The 19,780-nt window shown below is 71.8% G+C and carries 15 protein-coding genes; 13 read left to right on the top strand and 2 right to left on the bottom strand.

The features are described 5' to 3' along the window. Window positions 1-11 precede the first annotated feature (11 nt). The 13 genes from AC07AZ_RS01165 to AC07AZ_RS01105 all read left to right on the top strand — a co-directional run bounded on the left by AC07AZ_RS01165 (window position 12) and on the right by AC07AZ_RS01105 (window position 16,250). The gene (locus AC07AZ_RS01165; RefSeq protein ID WP_478842471.1) at window positions 12-965 is read left to right on the top strand and encodes an alpha/beta hydrolase; all 954 of its coding nucleotides are present in this window, start codon (window positions 12-14) and stop codon (window positions 963-965) included. 150 nt (window positions 966-1,115) lie between these two features. After that, window positions 1,116-1,781 carry an SDR family NAD(P)-dependent oxidoreductase gene (locus tag AC07AZ_RS01160; protein WP_478842469.1) on the top strand — a complete coding sequence of 222 codons (666 nt, stop codon included), beginning with the start codon at window positions 1,116-1,118 and terminating at the stop codon, window positions 1,779-1,781. A gap of 189 nt (window positions 1,782-1,970) precedes the next feature. Then, window positions 1,971-2,318 carry a cyclophilin-like fold protein gene (locus AC07AZ_RS01155; protein WP_478842467.1) on the top strand — a complete coding sequence of 116 codons (348 nt, stop codon included), beginning with the start codon at window positions 1,971-1,973 and terminating at the stop codon, window positions 2,316-2,318. A 180-nt stretch (window positions 2,319-2,498) separates the two neighbouring features. After that, complete coding sequence (locus AC07AZ_RS01150) at window positions 2,499-3,755, top strand: MFS transporter (protein ID WP_478842465.1); 1,257 nt, start codon at window positions 2,499-2,501, stop codon at window positions 3,753-3,755. A 69-nt stretch (window positions 3,756-3,824) separates the two neighbouring features. Next, window positions 3,825-4,592 (top strand): SDR family oxidoreductase, encoded by a 768-nt coding sequence (locus AC07AZ_RS01145; protein WP_478842463.1) that lies wholly within the window; start codon window positions 3,825-3,827, stop codon window positions 4,590-4,592. Window positions 4,593-4,691: 99 nt separating this feature from the next. Continuing rightward, window positions 4,692-5,459 (top strand): glucose 1-dehydrogenase, encoded by a 768-nt coding sequence (locus AC07AZ_RS01140; protein ID WP_478842461.1) that lies wholly within the window; start codon window positions 4,692-4,694, stop codon window positions 5,457-5,459. Window positions 5,460-5,702: 243 nt separating this feature from the next. Beyond that, entirely contained in the window at window positions 5,703-6,353 is a 651-nt protein-coding gene (locus AC07AZ_RS01135; protein ID WP_478842459.1) for a (2Fe-2S)-binding protein, read from the top strand. A gap of 12 nt (window positions 6,354-6,365) precedes the next feature. Further along, window positions 6,366-7,346, top strand: coding sequence for an FAD binding domain-containing protein (locus tag AC07AZ_RS01130; protein WP_478842457.1), 981 nt, complete (start codon window positions 6,366-6,368; stop codon window positions 7,344-7,346). Beyond that, complete coding sequence (locus AC07AZ_RS01125; protein ID WP_478842455.1) at window positions 7,343-9,538, top strand: xanthine dehydrogenase family protein molybdopterin-binding subunit; 2,196 nt, start codon at window positions 7,343-7,345, stop codon at window positions 9,536-9,538. The genes AC07AZ_RS01130 and AC07AZ_RS01125 overlap by 4 nt, the downstream gene beginning before the upstream one ends. A gap of 160 nt (window positions 9,539-9,698) precedes the next feature. Next, complete coding sequence (locus AC07AZ_RS01120; RefSeq protein WP_478842453.1) at window positions 9,699-10,829, top strand: XdhC family protein; 1,131 nt, start codon at window positions 9,699-9,701, stop codon at window positions 10,827-10,829. A gap of 311 nt (window positions 10,830-11,140) precedes the next feature. Beyond that, complete coding sequence (locus AC07AZ_RS01115; RefSeq protein WP_478842451.1) at window positions 11,141-11,785, top strand: RNA polymerase sigma factor; 645 nt, start codon at window positions 11,141-11,143, stop codon at window positions 11,783-11,785. Further along, complete coding sequence (locus AC07AZ_RS01110; RefSeq protein WP_478842449.1) at window positions 11,782-12,858, top strand: CU044_5270 family protein; 1,077 nt, start codon at window positions 11,782-11,784, stop codon at window positions 12,856-12,858. Before AC07AZ_RS01115 ends, AC07AZ_RS01110 begins: the two co-directional genes overlap by 4 nt. After that, the gene (locus AC07AZ_RS01105; protein ID WP_478842447.1) at window positions 12,858-16,250 is read left to right on the top strand and encodes a S8 family peptidase; all 3,393 of its coding nucleotides are present in this window, start codon (window positions 12,858-12,860) and stop codon (window positions 16,248-16,250) included. The genes AC07AZ_RS01110 and AC07AZ_RS01105 overlap by 1 nt, the downstream gene beginning before the upstream one ends. A gap of 224 nt (window positions 16,251-16,474) precedes the next feature. On the opposite strand, the gene AC07AZ_RS01100 is transcribed toward AC07AZ_RS01105, so the two are convergent. After that, on the bottom strand, window positions 16,475-18,787 hold the full coding sequence (locus tag AC07AZ_RS01100; RefSeq protein WP_478842445.1) for an ABC transporter permease: 2,313 nt from the start codon (window positions 18,785-18,787) through the stop codon (window positions 16,475-16,477). Between the two features lie 101 nt (window positions 18,788-18,888). Beyond that, on the bottom strand, window positions 18,889-19,581 hold the full coding sequence (locus tag AC07AZ_RS01095) for an ABC transporter ATP-binding protein (protein ID WP_478842443.1): 693 nt from the start codon (window positions 19,579-19,581) through the stop codon (window positions 18,889-18,891). Between the last annotated feature and the right edge of the window lie 199 nt (window positions 19,582-19,780).

The raw sequence follows: 19,780 nt of genomic DNA, 5'->3' as shown, positions 1-19,780 counted from the left end.
TGAGACGAGAAATGCCTGTAGCAGACAACTACATTTTCGACCTGGACGAGAACGTCACCCGCAAGGCGGTGTCGTACGAGAACAGGTACGGGATCACCATCTCCGCGGACCTCTACCGGCCGAAGGGCTTCGACTCCTCCCGGGAACACCCCGCGATCATCGTCGGCGCGCCGTACGGTGGCGTGAAGGAGCAGGGCCCGGGCATATACGCCCAGAGCCTGGCCAAGCGCGGCTTCGTGGCCCTCGCCTTCGACCCCTCCTACAACGGCTACAGCGGCGGCGACCCGCGACACGTCTCCTCCGCCGACATCTTCACCGAGGACTTCCATGCGGCCGTCGACTACCTGGGCACCCGTGACTTCGTGGACCGGGACCGTGTCGGCGTGATCGGCATCTGCGGCAGCGGCGGCTTCGCACTCAGCGCCGCCCAGGTCGACCGGCGCATCCAGGCGGTCGCCACGGTCGTCATGTACGACATCGCCCGGATCGCCTCGGAGGGCTGGCAGGGCTCCCTCACCGCGGAGGAGCGAGGCGCCATGCTCGACGCGATCGCCGAGCAGCGGTACGCGGACTTCGAGGCCCACGCCCCCGCCCTGACCCCGCGCGGCGCGCCCATCGGATTCGACGAGAACACCAACCCGGTCGGCCGTGAGTTCGGTGAGTTCTACTCCACCCCGCGTGGCTACCACCCCAACTCCATCACCCAGTTCACGCTGACCAGCGGCATGTCGCTGATGAACTTCCCGCTGCTGTCGAAGATCGAGTGGATCTCGCCGCGGCCCATCCTGTTCGTCGTCGGCGAGAACGCCCACTCGCGGTACTTCAGCGAGGACGCCTACGAACTCGCGGCTGAACCCAAGGAGGTCCACGTCGTCCCGAACGCCGGCCACGTCGATCTGTACGACAGGACGGATCTGATCCCGTTCGACAAGCTGGAGGAGTTCTTCAGCAAGAACCTGGCCTGACCGCACGCCGCCCACCGCCGCACCGGACGGCGCGGGGCGCACACCGTCACCGGCCCTCGGCCCCCTCCCGCCCCCACACCGCCGGGCCGCATCACCGGCAGCGCGGACGCGGGCGCGAGCCACCGCCTCACGCAAGGAACGACGAACCCCATGACGACCTTCGCGCTCATCGGCGCCGGCCCCGGCCTCGGGCTGGCCACCGCCCGCCGCTTCGGCGTCGCCGGCCACGCCGTCGCCCTCATCGCACGCAACGCCGAGCGCCTGGAGGAGATGACCGCCGAGCTGGCCCGCGACGGCATCCGCGCCCGCGGTTTCACCGCCGACGTGCTCGACACCGCGTCCCTGACCACGGCCCTGCGCGCGGTCGCGGCCGACCTGGGGCCCATCGAGATCCTGCAGTACAGCCCGGTGCCCCGCGCCGACTTCATGAAGCCGGTCCTCGACACCGGCGCCGACGACCTCGACGCGCCCCTCGCCTTCTCCGTCAAGGCCCCTGTCACCTGCGTGAACGCCGTCCTGCCCGGCATGCGCGAACTCGGCCGCGGCACCCTGCTGTTCGTCAACGGCTCCAGCGCCGTACGACCCAACCCGAAGGTCGCCGGCACCTCGGTCGCGTTCGCCGCCGAGAGCGCCTACGCCCGCATGCTGCACGACGCGCTCGCCCCGGAGAACATCCACGCCGCCCAGCTGATCATCCCGGGCGCGATCCGGCCCGACGCCGAGAACAGCAGCCCCGAGGTGCTGGCGCGGCGTCTGTACGACATCCACCAGCAGCGTGACGGCTTCCGTCACTACTCCGAGCCCCTGCCCGACTAGTCACCGGACGACGCCGTGAACCTGGCACCCCTTCGCGTTCTCGCGCGCGTGGTCCCGGCCGCCGCCCTGCTGCTTGTGGCCACCGCCTGCACCAGCGGTTCCCCTTCCTCCTCCTCTCCTTCCGAGCCCGCGTCGCCGCAGACTTCGACAGCTCCGGCCGCCATCGCCTCACCCGGCAGGACAACCGCCATGAACATCCGCCTCACGCTCAACGGCCACCACGTCGCGGCCACCCTGAACGACAGCGCCACCGCCCGCGACCTCGCCGCCCAGCTCCCGCTCACCCTGCCCCTGCGTGACTTCCACCAGGCTGAGAAGACCGCCGACCTGCCGCGGAAGCTGTCCACCTCCGGCGCCCCGGAAGGCGCCGACCCCAGGGTCGGTGACCTGGCGTACTACGCCCCCTGGAACCAGCTCGCCACCTACTACCGCGACGCCCCCCACGCGGCCGGCCTGGTCCCCCTCGGGCGCATGGCAGACGGCGGCGCCGAGCAGCTCGCCACCGCTGACGAGATCACCATCGAAGCCGCGCCCTGACGCGCACCACCGCTCGCGCCGCACGGGAGGCCCCGCAAGAAGGTGGGAGGAGATCCTCCCCTTTTCGCACAGTTCGGTCCGTGGCACCGTCGAAGACGTGGCCGCGCCGTCCGCAGTCAGCGGCAACAGCTTCCGCGGCCCCCTGATCCGCCGATTTCCACGCAAGGAGAGACCACACGTATGCCTTCCGCGTCCGGGACCACTCCCGGCAAGCTCCCCTTCGTCGTCTGGGTGCTCGCCGCCGGCACGTTCCTGATGGGGACCACCGAGTTCGTCGTCGCCGGCCTGCTGCCGGAACTGGCCGGTGACCTCGGAGTCAGCGTCTCCCACGCCGGCCTGCTGATCACCGCCTTCGCCATCGGCATGATCGTCGGTGCGCCGACCATGGCCATGGCGACACTGCGCCTTCCCCAGCGCCGGACACTGATCCTTGCCCTGTCCGTGTTCTGCCTCGGACATCTCGTCGCCGCCCTCAGCACGTCCTTCGCGATCGTCCTCCTCGCCCGCGTCGTCACCGCCCTGGCCACCGGAGCGTTCTGGTCGGTCGGCTTCGTCGTCGCCACCACCGCCGCAGGACCGCGCAACGCGACCCGCGCCACGAGTGTCATGATCGGCGGGCTGACCCTGGCCAACGTCGTCGGCGTGCCGATCGGCTCCTTCGCCGGCCAGTTCACCGGCTGGCGCGGCCCCTTCTGGGCCCTGGCCGTCCTCTCCGGGCTCGCCGCCGTGTTCATCGGCCGCTTCATCCCGGCCCAGGAGCAGCGCGTCGAGGTGTCCCTCCGGGCCGAGGTCCGGGCTCTGCGGCAGGGCCGGCTGTGGCTGGCGCTCGGCGCCGCGATGCTGATCATGGGCGGTGTCCTGGCGACGTACACCTATGTCACGCCGCTGCTGACCGACCGCGCCGGCATCCCCGCGGACGCCGTCCCGCTCGTCCTCATCGCCTTCGGCGTGGGCGCCCTGGGCGGCACCACCGTGGGAGGCCGCCTGGGCGACCGACGCCCGATGGTCACCACCATCACGGCCGCCGCGGCCACCGCCCTGGTCCTGCTCCTGATGATCCCGCTGTCCGGCAACCCGGTGACGGCCACCCTCCTCGTCTTCCTCATGGGTCTGACCGGCTTCACGGTCAACCCGGTGGTCACCGCCCTCGCCATGCGCTTCGCGGGCGACGCCCCCACTCTCACGTCGGCGTTGACGACCTCCGCCTTCAACACCGGCATCGCAGCCGGCTCGGCGATCGCCGCCACGGCCCTGGACTCCTCCCTCGGCCTGACCGGGCCGCCCCTGGTCGGCACCGTCATCGCGGCCCTGACGCTGCTGCCCCTGATCGCCCTCGCCGTCCACGGCTCTTCCCGCAAGGGCCGGATCGTGGCCCGGAGCAGCGTTCCCACGCACACGCGACACGACGAGCCCTCCCAGGTGCCGGCGCGGCACTGACTCAAGCCCGGATCCGCGTACCGCCGACACGTACCCGACGACGTACCAGCGAGCGAGAGGACTCATCCCATGACCACGAGCAACGCGGCCTTCACCGGCAAGGTGGCCTTCGTGACCGGAGCCGGCTCCGGCATCGGCCGCTCCACCGCCGTCGCCTTCGCCCGCGCGGGCGCCCGCGTCGCCCTCGCCGACCGGTCCCCGGACGGCCTGCGGGAGACCGCACGGCTCGTCGAGGAAGCGGGCGGGCAGGCTCTGGCCCTCACCTGTGACGTCACCAGCGAGGCCGACGTGCGATCCGCGCTGGACGAGACCATTCAGGCGTTCGGACGACTGGACGCCGCCTTCAACAACGCCGGTGTCGAGCAGCCGGTCAAGCCGGCCGCGGACATCGCGAAGGACGAGTGGGACCGCGTCATCGGGGTCAGCCTGACCGGGATGTTCCTGTGCATGAAGCACCAGATCCCCCTGATGCTCCAGCAGGGAGGCGGCGCCATCGTCAACGCCTCGTCGGGCGCCGGCGTCAAGGGCTTCAAGGGACAGGCCGCCTACGCCGCGGCCAAGCACGGAGTCATCGGCCTGACCCGCTCGACCGCCCTCGACTACGCGGCGTCCAACGTCCGGGTCAACGCCGTCTGCCCCGGCATCATCGACACCGAGATGATCCAGCGCTTCGCCGAAAGCACACCCGGAGGACGGGACGCCCTGATCGCGGACGAGCCGGTCGGACGCCTCGGCACGCCGGAGGAGATCGCCGGCGCCGTGCTCTGGCTCTGCTCGGACGCCGCCTCCTTCACCACCGGCCACGCCCTGGTCGTCGACGGCGGCCAAACCGTCTGACGACGGTTCCTGGCAGGGCGCCAGTGCCGCCGCGGCCCATCCGGGCAGCCCGACCCCACTGGCGCCGCCACGCCTGTGCACGCGAACGGAGACCACGACGTGAACCCCGCATACGACTTCACCGGCCAGGCCGCCCTCGTCACCGGAGCGGGCGCCGGCATGGGCCTGGCGACCGCCCGCGCGTTCGCCGCGTCCGGAGCCGCCGTCGCCCTCACCGACGTCGACGAAGCGGCCCTGGACGCAGCCGCGAAGGAACTCACCGACGCCGGCCACCGAGTCCTCGCCCTCACCTGCGACGTCAGCGACGAGGACCAGGTCGCCGCCGCCGTCGACCGCACCGTGGAGACCTTCGGCCGCCTGGACCTGGCCTACAACAACGCCGGCATCCAGATCCCGCCCAGCGACGCGGCCGAGGAACCCGCCGAACGGTTCGACCGCGTCAACGCCATCAACCTCCGCGGCGTCTGGGCCTGCATGAAACACGAGCTGCGGCACATGCGCGCCCAGGGCAGCGGAGCCATCGTCAACTGCTCCTCCCTCGGCGGCCTGGTCGGCCTCCCCGGCCGGGCCTCGTACCACGCCTCGAAACACGGGGTCATCGGCCTGACCGCCAGCGCCGCCCTCGAATACGCCCCACGCGGCATCCGCATCAACGCCGTCTGCCCCGGCACCATCGACACCCCCATGGTCAGCGACATGATCGCCAAGGGGGAACTCGACCGCGCCGAGGCCGAGGCCAACCAGCCGATCAACCGGCTCGGCACCGCCGAGGAGATCGCCCAGGCGGTCCTGTGGCTGTGCAGCCCCGGAGCCGGTTTCGTCGTCGGTGTCGCCCTTCCCGTGGACGGCGGCTACGTCGCCCGCTAGGCAGTACAACGGCCCCCGCACCCGCGAGCGGTAGCCCCGGCAAGGGGGGGAGGAAAGTCTCCCTGCCACGAGTGTTGCCGGTGGTGCAAGACTTCCCGCGAGACCGGCCCCCTGTCGAGGTGAGCGGTCACCGATGCCCGTGGTGGCGACGATCCGCCTGCTGTCCCTCTGTTGGTGGCGACCATCCGCCTGCTGTCCCTCTGTCGTGCACGACAAGTCCGTCCGTGATGCGAAGGCGTACGTATGTCTGCTGAACTGCCTGAATTCGACGCTCCTCCCCCCACCGGAGCCGGCACGTCCTCATCGGCGCCGACTCGGCGCACCTTCATCGCCACCAGCAGCGCAGTCGGCGGTGCCGTGGTCGCAGGCGGTGTGATCGGCGGGACGGTCCTCGCCGACGCGGAGGAGGCGAGCGCCGCGCAGGCGCCGCCCTCCAGCCGCGTCTCCCTGACGGTCAACGGCACCCGCAGGACCGTGACGGTCGACAACCGCACCTCGCTGCTGGATCTGCTGCGTGAGCACCTCGGCCTGACCGGCTCGAAGAAGGGCTGCAACGCCGGAGCGTGCGGGGCGTGCACGGTACTCGTCGACGGGCAGCGGCACAACGCCTGTCTGACGCTGGCCGTCCGTCTGGAGGGCGCCGAGGTCACCACCATCGAGGGACTGGCCGACGGCGGCGAACTCCACCCGCTGCAAAAGGCGTTCATCGATCAGGACGCCTTCCAGTGCGGCTACTGCACCCCGGGTCAGATCGTCTCCGGGGTGGGTTGCATCCAGGAGGGTCACACCGGTTCGCCGGGGGAGATCCGGGAGTGGATGAGCGGCAACATCTGCCGCTGCGGCTGCTACGTCAAGATCGTGCGCGCGGTCGAACAGACCGCGGGCCGGAACTAGGGAGCGGCCGCCATGCATCCCTTCTCCTACATCCGGGTCTCCGACACCGGTGAGGCCCTCGAAGCCGGTCACGCAGGCGGGCGTTACATCGCCGGGGGCACCACCCTGGTCGACCTGATGCGCGAGACCGTCGAACGCCCCCACAGCCTGGTCGACCTCAGCGGCCTGCCCTTGCGCGAGGTCACGGTGACCGAGCGCGGGGGACTGCGCATCGGCGCTCTGGTGACCATGTCCGAGGCCGCCGCCCACGCGAAGGTGCGCACCCTGTATCCCGTCGTCTCCGAGGCGCTGGAGCTGAGTGCCTCGGCTCAACTGCGGAACATGGCGACCATCGGCGGCAACATCATGCAGCGCACCCGGTGCACCTACTTCCGCGATGTGACCGCCGACTGCAACAAGCGCGAGCCCGGCTCCGGTTGTGCCGCGCTGCACGGCGTCAACCGCACCCACGCCATCCTCGGGACCTCCGCGTCCTGCGTGGCCGCGCACCCGTCCGACGCCGCCGTGGCCTTCGCCGCCCTGGAGGCCCGGGTGCACCTGCTGGGCCGGGACGGGGCACGCCAAGTCCCCTTCCCCGACTTCCTGTTGCGGCCCGGCCGCACCCCGCAACTCGAACAGGCGCTGCGTAAGGGTGAGTTGATCACCGCCGTGGAGATCCCCGCTCTTCCGCGCCCGCTCAGGTCCGGCTACCTGAAGGTGCGTGACCGGCAGTCCTACGAGTTCGCCCTGACCTCGGCGGCCGTCGCGCTGCACGTACGCGGCGGGGTGATCCGCGAGGCCAGGGTCGCCGCCGGGGGAGTGGGAACCGTGCCCTGGAAGCTGCCCGCCGTCGAGCGGCACCTCGTCGGTGAACGCCCCTCGCAGGCCCTTTGGCGGGCCGCTGCCGCGAAGGCGGCGGACGGCGCCCGTCCCCTCCAGCACAACCGGTTCAAGGTCGAGTTGCTCAAGCGCACTGTCGAACGCCAGCTGCGCGTCGTAGGAGGTACCGAGTGAGCCCCCAGCCGCAGGCAGCCGTGGGTGCGCCGCTGTCCCGGGTGGACGGCCGGCTCAAGGTCACCGGACAGGCGTTGTACGCCGCCGAGCACGACGTCGACGGAGCCGTGCACGCCGTCATCGTCGACGCCGCCGTGGGCCGGGGCCGGATCACCGGCATCGACACCCGCGCCGCACAAGCCCAGCAGGGCGTGCTGAAGGTGATCCACCACCGCAACGCGCCGAAGCTGCCGTACCGCGACAACGCGGGGTCGAACAACCCCGAGGGCCGGCGACTCCGCGTCTTCCAGGACGACCGGGTCCGCTTCCACGGTCAGCCGGTCGCCGTCGTGGTGGCCACCACCCTGGAGGCCGCGCAGCACGGCGCGAGCCTGGTCAAGGTCCGCTACGACGCCGAGCAGCCTTCGACCGACCTCACCGAGGCCGAGCCGGACAAGCCGACGAACTACGCGCGCGGCGACGCCGAAGCGGCCCTGCGCTCGGCCGCCGTACGACTGGACCTGACCTACCGCACGGCGCGCAACCACCACAATCCGATGGAGCCGCACGCCACCATCGCCCGCTGGGACGGCGGCAGGCTGACCGTGTGGGACAAGACGCAGTGGGTGGTGGGCACGCAGACCGAACTCGCGGCGGTGTTCGGCATGGAGACGGACGCGGTGCGCGTCATCTCGCCGTTCGTCGGAGGCGGTTTCGGCACGGCGCTGCGCTGCTGGCCGCACGTGGTCGTCGCCGCGCTGGCCGCCCGGGAGACGAAGCGTCCGGTCAAGCTCGTGCTGAGCCGCAAACAGATGTACCTCGGCACCGGGTTCCGGCCCTCGTACGAATACCGCCTGCGTCTCGGCAGTGACCGGCGCGGCCGTCTGACCGCCGCGGTGCACGAGCTGGACGCCGAGACGTCGTCGTACGAGAAGTTCACCGAGTCCATCCTGGCGGCCGGACAGATGCTCTACAGCATGCCCAACGTGACCCAGCGGTACCGGACGGTGCCGCTGGATCTGCCCACGCCGTTGTACATGCGCGGTCCCGGCTTCCAGACGGCCTCCTTCGTCATCGAGTCGGCCATGGACGAACTCGCCCACAGGCTCGGCGTCGACCCGATCGAGCTGCGCCGGCGCAACGAGCCGGCGGAGGACGAGTCGTCCGGGCTGCCGTTCTCCACCCGCCGGCTGCGCGAGTGCTACACCGTCGGCGCCCGCGAGTTCGGCTGGCACCGCCGCGATCCCGAGCCCCGCTCGACGCGTGAGGGCGACTGGCTGATCGGCAGGGGCATGGCCGCCGGCGTATACGACACAGCGCGTGCCCCGGCCCAGGCCCGGGCCCGCCTCGACGCCGACGGCACCGCACTGGTCGAGGCCGCCGCCACCGACATGGGCCCCGGCACGTACACCTCCCAGACCCAGGTCGCCGCCGACGCCCTCGGACTGACCGTGCGCACGGTCACCTTCCGGCTCGGGGACTCCCTCTACCCGCCGACCCCACCGCACGGCGGCTCGATGACCATGGCCAGCGTCGGCTCCGCCACCCTCGACGCCTGCGACAAGGTCCGCCGCCAGGCGATCGAACTGGCCGTGGGGGACCGGGAATCACCGCTGTACGGCGTGCCGGCCGACGCTGTCGTGGTCCGCAACGGCCGACTGCACGAGAAGAACAATCCGGCCCGCGGTGAGACGTACCGGCGGCTGCTGGCCCGCAACGACCGCCCCCACCTGGAGGCGCACGGCTCCTTCGCGCCACCGTCGGGACCGGAGCGGCACTCCTTCTACGCCTACAACGCCACCTTCGCCGAGGTGGCCGTCGACGCGACCCTCGGTCTGGTGCGGGTCCGGCGGGTGCTCGGCGTGTACGACGCGGGCCGCATCATCAGCCCCAAGCTCGCCGACAGCCAGGCCCTCGGCGGCATGGTCGGCGGCATCGGCACCGCCCTGCTGGAACACACGCTCACCGACCACCGCGACGGCCGGATCGTCAACGCCAACCTCGCCGACTACCTCGTGCCCGTCAACGCCGACATCCCCGACCTGAAGGCGATCTACCTGGACGGCGAGGACCGCGAGGCCGACCCGCTCGGCGTCAAGGGACTCGGAGAGCTCGTGATGATCGGGGTGGCGCCCGCCATCGCCAACGCGGTCTTCAACGCCACCGGCCGCCGCATCCGCGAACTGCCCATCACCGCCGAGGCGTTGCTCTGATCCCTGGACCTCGGTCCGGCGCAGTGCACACCGCTCGTCCGGCAGTCTGCCCCCCGTCCGGCTGCCGGACCGCCCAGGGCCGCCGCCGCGTGACGTCTCCCCGGCGTCGTGGCGGCGGCCCGCTCACCTTCCGCCCCTGGTCCCGCCGTGGAGAACTGCCATGCTGAACATCGCGGACACACTGCACCGATGGTGCCGCGAGGCGCGCCCCTTCGCCCTGGCCACCGTCGTCGGGTCGCGCGGCAGTGCCCCGCTGCCGGTCGGTACGTCGGTCGCGGTGGACGAGGACGGCCACGCGGCCGGCAGCATCTCCGGCGGCTGCGTCGAAGCAGCGGTCTACGAACTGTGCCGACAGGTGCTCCGCGGCCGGGGCGCTCCGCAGCGAGCCTGGTTCGGCTACTCCGACGACGACGCCTTCGCCGTAGGACTGACCTGCGGAGGCGAACTCGACGTCTTCGTCCAGCGCGTCGACCCCACGGCGCAGCCGCATCTCGGCGACGCGCTCGACGAGGTCATACAGGGCCGGCCGGCCGCCGTGGCACAGGTCGTGGACGGCCCGAAGCACCTCCTGGGCTCCACGCTGAGCGTGCTCGGCGGTGACCACGCCGCCCACGGGCGCGTGGACGGCGGCCCGGCGGACCGGGCGCTGGCCGACCAGGCCGGGGCTCTGCTGCGGGCCGGCCGCACCGCCCGCGTCGACATCGGCGGGGAGGCGGACGGATGCCCCGAACGGCTGTCCGTTCTCGTCCACGTCCAGGCGTCCCGGCCGCGCCTGCTGGTCTTCGGCGCCGTCGACTTCGCCGCCGCCCTCAGCCGGGCCGGCCGCTTCCTCGGCTACCGGGTCACCGTCTGCGACGCCCGCCCCGTGTTCGCCACCGCGGCGCGTTTCCCGCACGCCGACGAAGTGGTGGTCGACTGGCCCCACCGCCACCTGGAACGCACCAGCGTGGACGAGCGCACCGCCGTGTGCGTCCTCACCCATGACGCCAGGTTCGACATCCCCCTGCTGCGCCTGGCCCTCGACCTGCCCGTGGCCTACGTGGGGGCCATGGGTTCCCGGCGCACCCACGAGGAGCGCCTGCGGCTGCTGCGCGAGGAGGGCGTCACGGAGGACGGGCTGGCCCGGCTGCGTTCCCCGATCGGCCTCGACCTCGGAGCCCGCACGCCCGAGGAGACGGCCGTCTCCATCACCGCGGAGATCATCGCCCAGGCCAACCAGGGCACGGGCCGGCCCCTGACCCGGCTCACCGGCCCGATCCACCGGCCACCGAGGTCGACGAGCCTCCGGTAGGCCGGCCCCCGGACTCCGCGTTCGTTTCACATCGGGCCCCGGTGGTGCCGCACCATCCGTATCAGGCCCATGCCGAACAGCCTGCGCGGCGAGTCGGGCGGCATGGCCTGGGGTACGACCGCGTCACCACCGGCGAGCCAGGCTGCCGGCGCCGGGGCCGAGCCGGGCGGTCCGAAACGTCGTCCTGATCCGCGCGGTGTCCCGGCTCGAAGTGGTGTGCGGACGGCCGCTTCCCTGGCGTGCGGGCGACTTACGGGACCGGTGTGACGCAGGACACTGGAACTCGCCGGCACTCGCGGGCAGTTCAAGACGTGACCACAGATATGCGAACCCGGGTGCGAACCGGAGATCCGGACGCCTTTGCGGAACTCTTCGACGCATACGCCCGCGCGGTGTACAACCACGCTTTCCGGCTGACCGTCGACTGGTCAGCGGCCGAGGACGTCATGTCGGCGACGTTCATGGAGGCGTGGCGGCGCCGTGCGTCGATCGAGACCGAAGGGGGCTCGCTGCGACCGTGGTTGCTGGGCATCGCGACCAACGTCGCCCGCTCCCAGTACCGCAGCAACCGGCGCTACCGGAACGCGGCCGAGGCGGCGGCAGCCGCGGGCGCCGCCAACGAGCAGGTCGAGGACCACGCCGAGGAGACCGCCGCACGGCTTGACGACCGGCGCCGGATCGCCGCCACGCTCACCGCGCTCAGCCTGCTCAGACGCCCCGAACGCGAGGTCCTGACGCTGTGTCTGTGGGAGGGCATGGAGTACGCCGAGGCCGCCCGCGCCCTCGGCATCCCCCTCGGCACCGTCCGTTCCCGGCTGTCCCGCGCCCGAGGCAGGCTCCGCAGGCTCTCCGACGCGGAACTGCTCAGAGAAGAACGGGAACTCACCACCGCGAACCGGCAGACAACAGGTGATCGCGAATACGTGATCCGGTCCGCACAGGAAGGAAACCGATGAACGCCAGCCCCTCCCAGCCGCACCCGGCTGAGTGGACGGAGACCCAGGGACTCCTGCCCTCCGTCGAGCGGGATCTGCCGGCGGGCCGCCACCAGTTCCACAAGGAGCAGATGATGGCCCAGATCCACGAAGACCTCCGCACCGACCGCACCCCCGCCCGCCCGGCCCTCGCCCCGCGGCGCCGCAACCCGTTCCTGCGCCGCGCGATCCTGCTGCCCGCCGGTGCCTTCGCCCTGGCCGGCGCGGTCGTGGCCGGCGTCGCCCTGTCCGGCGGCAACGGGGGCGGCGGCAAGACCGCTCTGGCCACCGGTCCCGCGCTGACCACCCGGATCGGCGCCGTCGACGCCAAGGGCGCCCCCCACCTGCTCGACCGCATCTCCCTGGCCGCCGCCGACGTCTCCGGGCCCACCCCGCACGACGGCCAGTTCGTCTACATCGCCTCGAAGGTGGCCGACACCTACCCGCAGACCATCGACGACAAGACCACGGTGGTCAGCCGGGGGCTGCACTCCCGTCAGGTCTGGAACTCCCTCGACGGCAAGGACGGCTGGCTGATCGAAGCGGGCGAGACGAGCGACAAGGGCAGCACCCTGGCCGGCGACATCCCGCTCAACTCGGCCTACGACGACCTGGTCAAGCTGCCCACCGACCCCACCATGCTGTTGCGGCGGATCTACCGGGACTCCGACGCCGTCCGGGACCACGAAGTGCCCCGCGACCAGGCGGCCTTCGTCGCCATCGGTGATCTGCTGACCGAGAGCTATCCGCCGGCCGATGTCGCCGCCGCCCTCTACAAGGCCGCGGCCAAGATCCCCGGGGTGGTGGCGGTGGACGACGCGGTCGACGCCGTGGGCCGTCACGGGGTGGCGATCGCGCGGCAGAACGACGCAGCCGGCGAGCGCACCGAGTGGATCTTCGACAAGAAGACCCTGGCGTTCCTCGGCGAGCGCACCGTGGTGGTCGGGAAGGTGGCGGACAGCCCGTTCAAGGTCGGCACCGTCACGTTCACCAGCGCTATCACGAAGCGCGCGGTCGTCGACGCCGCCCAGCAGGTTCCGGGGCGGGTCGGCTGATGCGCATCGGTTCCTCATCGGCGGCGCTGGCCGCCCTGCTGGTCGCGGGAGTGATGACGGGCGTCTCGGTGGCGGACACCGGCACGGGGCTCGGGTCGCGGACCGCGGACACCGCGCCCGCCGCCGGTACGGGACGGGGTGTGCGGACCGTCGGCGCGGCCACCGCCGCGGGGGCGGGCGCCGGATCCCCGGCCCGGTTCGTCACCCTGATCACCGGGGACCGCGTCCAGCTGGACGCCCGGGGCCGGGTGACCGGCCTGCAGCAGGCACCGGGACGCGAGGACGTCCCGGTGTCCGTCCGGCGCTTCGGCGGCGAGCAGTACGTCGTGCCGGCCGACGCCGCCGCCCGTATCGGCCAGGGCATCCTGGACAAGCGGCTGTTCGACGTCAGCGCCCTGTTACGCGCCGGGTACGACGACGCCCGGCGCGGCACGCTCCCGCTCATCGTGTCGTACGACGGGAAGGGCGCCCGGCGCGGAGACACCCAGAAGGCGCTGGTGGCGGACGCTGACGTCAGCGTCCGCCGGGAACTGCCCAGCGTGGGTGGCGCCGCGCTCACCGTGCCCAAGGCCGGGGCCGACGACGCCTGGCATGTCCTCACCTCCGCCTCGGGAGTCGCCCGGGTCTGGCTGGACGGCCGGTTCGCGGCACGGGCGGCGCAGGGGGAGGCCGGCGGGAACGTCACGCAGATCGGCGCGCCGGACGCCTGGGCAGCCGGTTACGACGGCAAGGGCGTCAAGGTCGCCGTCCTGGACACGGGCGTCGACACCACGCACCCGGACCTCGCCTCGGTGGTCACGGAGTCGAAGGACTTCAGCGGCACCGGCGGTACGGACGACCGTACCGGCCACGGCACGCATGTCGCGGCGACCGTCGCCGGCTCGGGGGCCGGGTCCGGCGGCCTGTACAGGGGCGTCGCGCCCGGCGCCGAGATCCTCGACGCCAAGGTGCTCGACGACAGCGGCGAGGGCAGCGACTCCGACATCATCGCCGGCCTGGAGTGGGCCGCCGCGCGGGGCGCGAAGGTGGCCAACCTCAGCCTCGGCCAGAGCGACACCCCGGGGGAGGACCCGGTCGAGAGGGCCGTGAACGCCCTCTCCGAGAGCACCGGCATGCTCACCGTCGCCGCGGCAGGCAACGACGGCCCGGGGCCCGGGACTCTCAGCTCCCCGGGCACGGCGCAGTCCGCGCTCGCGGTGGGTGCGGTCGACGGCAAGGACCGTATCGCCGACTTCTCCAGCACCGGCCCGACCGCCGACAGCGCGCTGAAGCCGGACCTCACCGCCCCGGGCGTGGACATCGTCTCGGCGAAGGCGGCCCACGGCGAACTGGGCGACCCGGCGGCGGACGGCTATGTCTCCATGTCCGGTACGTCGATGGCGACGCCGCATGTCGCGGGGGCCGCCGCGATCCTGGCACAGCGGCACCCCGACTGGACGGGAGAGCGGATCAAGCAGGCCCTGACCGCCTCCGCCGCCCCGACGGCCGGCGTGACCGGCTACCAGCAGGGGGCCGGCCGGGTCGCCGTGGCGCGGGCGCTCACACAGACCGTGGTGAGCGAGCAGACCTCGGTGTCCTTCGGCGAGCAGCTGTGGCCCCACTCCGACGACCAGCCGGTCACCCGGCGCGTCACCTACCGCAACGACGGCGACGGCCCGGTCACCCTGGACCTCGCCGCCACCGCGACCGGCCCGTCCGGACAGACCGCGCCCGAGGGCATGTTCGGGCTCAGCGCCTCGCGGCTCACCGTCCCCGCGGGCGGCACCGGGAGCGTCGACCTCACCGCGGACACCCGCACCGAGGCGGCGGACGGCGCGTACTCGGGCACGGTCCTCGCCACCGAGCAGGGCGCCGACACGACCGTACGGACAGCTTTCGGCGTCGTACGCGAGGCCGAGGCACACGATGTGACCCTGAAGTTCCTGGACCGCGGCGGAAAGCCCGTCAGCTCGCCGCTGACCGAGATCTTCGGCCACTCGGGCGACTACTGGACCACGACCCTGGGCGACTCGCAGCAGATCGCCAAGGGCGTCTACAAGGTGCGCGTCCCACGCGGTGACTACGTCGTCGACACGGTGATGTCCCCAGCCGGAGGCGGAACCCGAGCCGAGGGCACCACGGCGCTCGTCCGGCCGAAACTCTCGATCACCAGGAACACGACGGTCACCTTCGACGCCCGTAAGGCCGAGCCGGTCGAGATCACCCCGCCGAGGGGCGGCGGGAAGATGCTGGACGGCTTCCTGAACTTCGGCGTGGGCGCCGGAGGCGACGCGCACAACTCGACCCTGTTCTGGGGCTCGTTCAGGAACCTGCGCACCGCGACGCTGGGGCCGGCCGCCGCGCCCGGGAAGCTCAGTACGCAGATCAGCGGCCTGTGGCAGAAGGGCAGCACCACCTACAACCTCCTCTACAACCTGCCCGACCGCTTCCCCACCGGCTATCGGCACACGGCACGGATGAGCGAACTCGCCCTGTTGAAGCGGAACTTCGGCTCCTCCGTCGCACACCGCAAGGGCATCGTCAACGCCCTGTGGCACGGACCCACCCTGGCGCTGGGCACCGTGAGCGCCCCGTTCCCGCTTCCGGCGACGGCGAAGACGTACGTCACCACGCCGAAGGGCTTCCCCTGGACGGTCGGCCTCGGCCAGCAGAACGCCTCCGGGGACGACACCGACGTGTTCTACTACGAGGAGCGCCCGGTGTCCTACCGCCCGGCCCGGACGTACGGGTCGACGTACAACGTAGGCGTCTTCAGCCCCCTCGTCGGCGGGAGCCGTGGCGCGCGGCGGAGCGGCGACACACTCGACATGTGCGTCCCCGACCTGGCCGACGGCGCCGGCCACCCGGCGTCCTCCGTGGCCGCACGGCACACGACGGTCACGGCGGGCGGCAGCACCCTCCTCGACAACGACGGCGACCTCTGCCAGACCGTCGACAAGCTCCCGGCCGGTCCGACCCGGTACACGATCCGCACGGACCTGACCCGCCCCGCAACGGTGGCCGGCACCAGCAGCCGCCTGACCGTGGCCTGGACCTTCACCTCGCAACGCACGTCACGACACCCGGACACCTCCACCCTCCTCCCCCTCTCCACCGTCCGCTTCCATCCCACCCTCACCCCCACCGGCACGGCCGCCTCAGGCCGCCGCGCCACGGTCCCGCTCTCCGTCGAGGGGCCGGCCGCCCAGCACCTGAAGTCCCTGGTGGTGAAGGTCTCCTACGACGCCGGAGCGACCTGGTCCGCCGTCGGCGTGACCACCGCCCACGGTACGAAGACCGTTGCCCTGGCCCATCCGGCCACGGCCCACTCGGTCTCCTTCAGGACAACCCTGACCGACACCGCGGGCAACACCTACTCGGCGACGATCCTGAGGGCGTACCTCCTCACCTGACCCACAGGGCGCCACCCCCGAAACACTCCTCAGCTCTCTTCAACTCCCTTCCACACTCGGGCGTACGGGGCTGAGGAGTGTGTCGGGCGTTCGTGCCTCGCTGCACCGGGCACGAGGCGTTTGATCCGCCGCGCCGACCGTGCTGACGCCGACCGTGCTTGCCCGCGGCGCAGGAGTGGGCTCCCCCTGGCAGGAGGAGCCCACTTCATGGGATGCGTGAGGGGTTATTCCGTGCGCAGGCCCGCTGGGCGCATCATGCGCAGCAGCGGCGGCAGGCTGAGCAGCGTGACCACGCCGACCACGGCCGCGCCCACGCCGGTCATGGTGAGCACGCTCGCCCAGTCCATGGTCACCGGGGTGCGGGTCATCTTCAGCAGTACCGCGCCGAGGGTGACGCCCACCATCGTGGCCAGTACGAGACCGAGTCCGACCGGGAGGGCCGTCTGCCACAGGACGGACAGGCTGAGTGTGCGGCGCCGGGTGCCGAAGGCGACCAGTGCGGAGAGCAGCTTCCTGCGTTCGCGCAGCTGTTCCAGCTGGGAGACCAGCAGGCTCGCTCCGATCAGGGCCAGCACGAAGGCGGAGCCGACGAACAGGCCGGTGCGGATGGAGGTGTACTTGGCGTCCTCCTGGGACGCCGACCAGCTGAAGGTTTGTGCCAGGGGGTCGATGCGGGCGGCGACGTTGCGTACGTACTCCCGTGAGTCCGGCACCGACGGGTCCAGACGCAGAAAGACACCGTCCGAGAACACCGCGGGCGCGGCCCTGCGGGGCAGGGCGGCGGGGGTGACCAGCAGACTGGTGTAGTCCTGCAGTGAGTCCTTGCGGGCGTTCACCTCCCGAAGGTTCGCCGGAACGGTCCAGGGCACCTCGAGGCCACGTTCGGCGCCGTCGTACGACGGGTCGATGTAGAGCTGCCGGCCGGGCTTCACCAGGGCGATCTCGGATGCGTTGCTGGGGTCCGAGTAGCCGCTCCGCGTCCGCGTGATGAACACGTCACCGTCCTTGCAGGAGGGCAGCGTGGCGAGTTCGCGCAGGGCTGCGCAGTTGCCCACGGTCAGGCCGTTGCTGTTCTCCGGGTTGCGACGTGAGTCCCCGTACTGGGAGCGGGCCAGGGCCACCGCGGCCCGGACACCCTTTTTGCCGGTGAATTCGCGCTCGACGCCGGACAGCGGCTTGGGGCCGCTGAAGTCGACCTGCATCTGGACCCGGCTGGGGTCCTTGCCGGTGCTCTCGGTGTACTGGCTCTGCGTTCCCGTGAAGAGCATCTGCAGCGCGATGGCCCCGGCCACCGCCACAGCGATGCCGTTGACCATGCGGGCGGCAGTGCCGCTACTCAGCTGCAGCCGTCGCACGGCCAGCTGCCAGGACAGCCAGCCCTTGCCGAGCCGGACGACGACCGCCTCCACGGCCCAGGGCAGCAGTGCGGTGATGCCGATCAGCAACATCAGGACGCCGCCGATGACGAGGTACTGGTTGAAGTTCCCGTTCTTGTGACCTTGGCCGATCATCGGGTAGAGCATCCCGAGGCCGGCCAGAGTCGGCAGCAGTCGCCACCACAGCCGGCGGCGGCTCTGCTTGGCCGCGCGCACGACACCGAGGGGTTCGACGACCACGCCGCGCATCGCGAGCAGCGTGACCAGCACCGCGGCGACCGGCACCGCCACCGCCACCAGCGCGGCAAGCGCGGGAGTGGGGTCGAGGTAGTCGGGCCAGACGCTCACGCCCAGCAACTCGCCGCCGCCCAGCTTCTGGCGGCCGAGCACGAAGAAGCCGGTGCCCACGGCCAGGCCGAGCAGGGCTCCGGCCAGCGCCTCGCCCGCCGCGATCCGCCGGGTCATCCCCCGGTCGGAGCCGACCAGGCGCAGCGCGGCGAGGCGGCGGTCGCGGCGTTCGCCGCCGAAGCGGACGGCGGCGGCGATGAACACGGCGACCGGCGTCAGCAGCACCACGAACACGACCAGGACCATGAGCAGCAGCACCGGGTCGGTCTTCTCGGGCGTCGCGTCCGGTTTGCCGAACTTGGTCAGCCGCGTCACCAGGGAGGTGTCCGCGAGCTTCAGTCCCGAGGCGCCCGCGTAGTAAGCCAGTTCGTGCGAGCCGATCAGCCCGCTCTCGCCGATCGTGCCGGTGATCTTGTACGGCAGCCGCTCCCGCAGCAGTCTCGCGTCGTCCGAGTCCAGCAGGTCCTTGAGCGCGGGGGAGACCACCATCTCGCCCTTGCCCGGGAAGCTGTCGACCCCCGGGGGCAGCGGCGCCCGCCTGCCCTCGGGCTCGACGATCCGGCCCCGGATGTCGTCGTCGTGCCAGGTGGTGTCGGCGTCGGCGATCAGGAGGGTGTTGTCGGCCTTGGGCGGGACCGTCCGGGAGTACACGTCGGCGTAGCGGGCGTCCTCCACCTTGCTGCGGGAGGCCAACACGTTGGGCATCGCGGTGCACAACAGGAGCAGGGCCACGCCGAGGCCGACGCCGACCGCTGTCAGCGTCATTCGGACCCAGCCCTCGCGGCCGCCGGTGAGGGCGAACCGGGCTCCCATGGCCAGGTCTCTGGATCTGCCCCACGCTCGGCTTCTCCCCCACTCCCGGCTTCGCTCAAGCGGGGGGATCCCCACGCGTGGGAGGTGCTTCCGACGCGGGCTCATACGGCGCGCTCCACTTCTCGGGACTTGCCGTCGCGTACGACGATCTCGCGGTCGGAGTAGGAGGCCACCCGTGCCTCGTGGGTGACGAGGACGACGGCCGCGTTGGTGGAGCGGGCCGCGTCGGTGAGCAGTTCCATCACGCGCTCACCGTTGTGGGAGTCGAGCGCGCCGGTCGGTTCGTCGGCGAACAGCACCCGGGGGCCGGTGACCAGCGCGCGGGCCACGGCGACGCGCTGGCCCTGGCCGCCGGAGACCTCGCCGGGCCGCTTGCCCTCCAGGTCGTCGACCTCCAGGCGTTCCATCCAGCCGAGCGCGGCCCGTTCGGCTTCCTTGCGGGAGGTGCCGTTCAGCCTGAGCGGCAGGGCGACGTTCTCCACGCAGGTCAGTTCCGGCACGAGCTGCCCGAACTGGAACACGAAGCCGAACTCGGAGCGGCGCAACGCGCTGCGCTGGGCGTCGCTCAGCGTCGTCACCTCGCGCCCGTCGTAGGTGATCGACCCGGAGTCGGGCGGCAGGATGCCGGCGAGGCAGTGCAGCAGCGTCGACTTGCCGGAGCCGGACGGGCCCATGACGGCGACGACCTCGCCGGGGAGGATGGAGAACTCGGCGCCGTCGAGGGCGTGGGTGTGCCCGTAGGTCTTGCGCAGGTCCTGCGCGGTGAGCAGGGAACCGGGGGGAGAAGTGGTCATCGGGCTACAGCCTCACGGAGTGTGTCGAGTCGGGCGGCGGTCAGCTCCAGCCGGCGCGGGTCCGCCTCCAGGCCGGACTCCAGGAGTCCCAAAAGGGTGTGACCGATGGACATGAGCACACTATACACATCGTGTATACGCCGCATGTATACGCTGAGTGTGTAGGTCATGGCGGAGTGTCCAGCCGCGCAGGTGAGGG

Source organism: Streptomyces sp. NPDC043878 (genome assembly GCF_056435735.1).
The sequence above is the reverse complement of the archived record's forward strand: the minus strand, read 5'-3'. Positions and strand labels throughout refer to the sequence as shown.

Coding starts and splice junctions, on each gene's coding strand:
- AC07AZ_RS01165 (WP_478842471.1), top strand. CDS start 12: ATGCCTGTAGCAGACAACTACATTTTCGACCTGGACGAGAACGTCACC.
- AC07AZ_RS01160 (WP_478842469.1), top strand. CDS start 1,116: ATGACGACCTTCGCGCTCATCGGCGCCGGCCCCGGCCTCGGGCTGGCC.
- AC07AZ_RS01155 (WP_478842467.1), top strand. CDS start 1,971: ATGAACATCCGCCTCACGCTCAACGGCCACCACGTCGCGGCCACCCTG.
- AC07AZ_RS01150 (WP_478842465.1), top strand. CDS start 2,499: ATGCCTTCCGCGTCCGGGACCACTCCCGGCAAGCTCCCCTTCGTCGTC.
- AC07AZ_RS01145 (WP_478842463.1), top strand. CDS start 3,825: ATGACCACGAGCAACGCGGCCTTCACCGGCAAGGTGGCCTTCGTGACC.
- AC07AZ_RS01135 (WP_478842459.1), top strand. CDS start 5,703: ATGTCTGCTGAACTGCCTGAATTCGACGCTCCTCCCCCCACCGGAGCC.
- AC07AZ_RS01130 (WP_478842457.1), top strand. CDS start 6,366: ATGCATCCCTTCTCCTACATCCGGGTCTCCGACACCGGTGAGGCCCTC.
- AC07AZ_RS01120 (WP_478842453.1), top strand. CDS start 9,699: ATGCTGAACATCGCGGACACACTGCACCGATGGTGCCGCGAGGCGCGC.
- AC07AZ_RS01110 (WP_478842449.1), top strand. CDS start 11,782: ATGAACGCCAGCCCCTCCCAGCCGCACCCGGCTGAGTGGACGGAGACC.
- AC07AZ_RS01105 (WP_478842447.1), top strand. CDS start 12,858: ATGCGCATCGGTTCCTCATCGGCGGCGCTGGCCGCCCTGCTGGTCGCG.
- AC07AZ_RS01100 (WP_478842445.1), bottom strand. CDS start 18,787: ATGGGAGCCCGGTTCGCCCTCACCGGCGGCCGCGAGGGCTGGGTCCGA.
- AC07AZ_RS01095 (WP_478842443.1), bottom strand. CDS start 19,581: ATGACCACTTCTCCCCCCGGTTCCCTGCTCACCGCGCAGGACCTGCGC.